This window comes from Thermogutta sp. (assembly GCF_039793925.1).
Lineage (GTDB): Bacteria > Planctomycetota > Planctomycetia > Pirellulales > Thermoguttaceae > Thermogutta.
This window is the reverse complement of the sequence record NZ_JBAMME010000002.1, coordinates 1-1,890: the sequence shown is the minus strand read 5'-3', so window position 1 is coordinate 1,890 and position 1,890 is coordinate 1. Positions and strand designations below refer to the sequence as shown.

General features: G+C 58.3%; 2 protein-coding genes and 1 pseudogene. All 3 read right to left on the bottom strand.

Features of this window, described 5'->3' with window-relative positions; all coding sequences use genetic code 11:
• Positions 1 to 412: pseudogene (locus tag ABJK56_RS00030) on the bottom strand (hypothetical protein); the annotation flags it as partial.
• Between the two features lie 71 nt (positions 413 to 483).
• A complete protein-coding gene (locus ABJK56_RS00025) occupies positions 484 to 1,416 on the bottom strand; it encodes a hypothetical protein (RefSeq protein WP_347242614.1) in 933 nt (310 codons plus the stop codon).
• Positions 1,413 to 1,890 (bottom strand): hypothetical protein (locus ABJK56_RS00020; RefSeq protein ID WP_347242613.1); only part of this gene is annotated, 478 nt, incomplete at its 5' end. The genes ABJK56_RS00025 and ABJK56_RS00020, both read right to left, overlap by 4 nt.

Genomic DNA, 1,890 nt, shown 5'->3' with positions numbered 1-1,890 from the left:
TCGGAGTAGGCGTGGCCACAGGTGTCGGGGTAGGAGTGGGGGTCGGGCTGGGGCCCGGCGTGGGGGTCGGCCTCGGGTAGATGCACCGACAGCGAATCGGGTCCAGTTTCCCATCCGGGCATTGCAGGTCGCAGCGGCCCCCGCCGCCTTCTGCGGCCATCGCTCCTATGCCTGTGGGCTCGTAGGGCCCGTATTTGTTGCCGCCACTCCCTACCGCCCAGGGGTAGAGAGCCTCGTAGTACTGGCCAATATAAACCGTCGTCCCCTCCGGGCCGATGCGCAGCACCCGCTTGCCGTCGCCGTCGTAGACGAAGCTGGCACTCGCCCCACCGCTTACCCCGGTCGGCCGATCCCCGGCGTCGTAACCCACACTGAACCGGGGCGGCGATAAGTGGGCGCGGCTGGCTGACACCAGCCAATAAGCTGACCCCCAAGACGGCGCTGAACGGGAGGGCAAGAGCTCTCTCAAGGCACTTCATCACGCTAATCCACCAGATACACCGGCACCGCTGCCCAGTTCTTCACCTTGTGTTCCCGCAACAGCCGATACACCCGCTGCGTGATGATCACGTACGGATGCGACACCCGCAACTCACCGAAGTATTCAGCGGTGTGGTTGAAGTCTTTCGCCGCTTCCAGCACGCTGCGGGGATAATAGACATCGGTGTCCTCATAGTACTGAATCTTCCCCCACTGGTGCGTATGTTTAAGAAAGCGACTTGTGCGACCACAGACATCGCAGTGATGGAAATGTTCAAATTCGGTTGGCGGCGAGGCCATGGGGGGCAACACATTGGTCACCACCAATTGATACAGCGTGGGCTCCCCTTTGTAGGGCTTCTTGTAGTGGTGCACCGGCCGCAGTTCAAAACCGGTCAGGCCAGCTTCATAGAGCAATTGCGCTACCCGTTCGGAGAGAATCACTTCGTTGGAATAGGTCAACGAGACATCCTTGCCCCGCATCCGCGCTTTGTTCACGATGAGGTCGCGAATCTGTTTAAGCCGCGCACCGCAGGCTGGACACCGTTGATGCAAGTCCCTATGTTGTTCACCTTCGGCGTAGAAGTCATAGTAATCATCCTCAATGGCCTGATTGGTCGGACCCCAGATCAGCAACTCGGCTGACTCCAGTTCTTGGCAGGTGTAATCTTTCAAAACCGTGAAGGGACTAACCAAATGAGGCGACTGTTGCAGTGTTTCCATCAAGAAGTTAAAGGCTTCACTTCCAACCTCAATCTTGAGATCATAAAAAGGTCTTTTGGTACTTACCTCAACGATTTTGACCTTTCGCATCTGCTCAAGGCGTTGCAAAAGAGCCTTCGCCAGTGCTTCATCTCGCGCTTTGCCCTCTGGCGTCTTCGGCGGCTTGCCGTATTCGTCTCCCCAATAAACAGTGAAATATGCCACTTTCTTCATCGCACCACCTTCCCAGTCTTTTCAAAGTAGGGCCAGATGGCCTCCAGCCAATCCTGACGGCCGAGCTTCTCTCCATATACTCGCTTGTAAGTGTTCCAAATACGCTGCAGTGAGAATTCTTGAGGTGGATAGGTGGGCAGGTTCTCGCCCCGGAACAGCCGGCCGGTCACCTCTTGCTGATGGAAGGTCTTGTCCAGGCGGATGGCTGGGAGATCACCCGGTTTTACGTCAAACTTATCGGCAAAGCGTTGCTCGATCAAGTGGTGCACCTCGGTTCCCGGCACGCTTTCCCGCAGCAGTTCCCTGGCCGGCCGGATTTCGCTCTTGATCGCCTGCTCAACTGCCTCTTCCGCAACCTCCTTCCCCACCCGCTCGGCGGCTTCCTCGGCCACCTCCTCCGCCACCCTGGCCCCGATCCTGGCCGCATCCACCGCCTCATCCAGATGGCTGGCGGCCTCCAGGCCCACCTTGGCC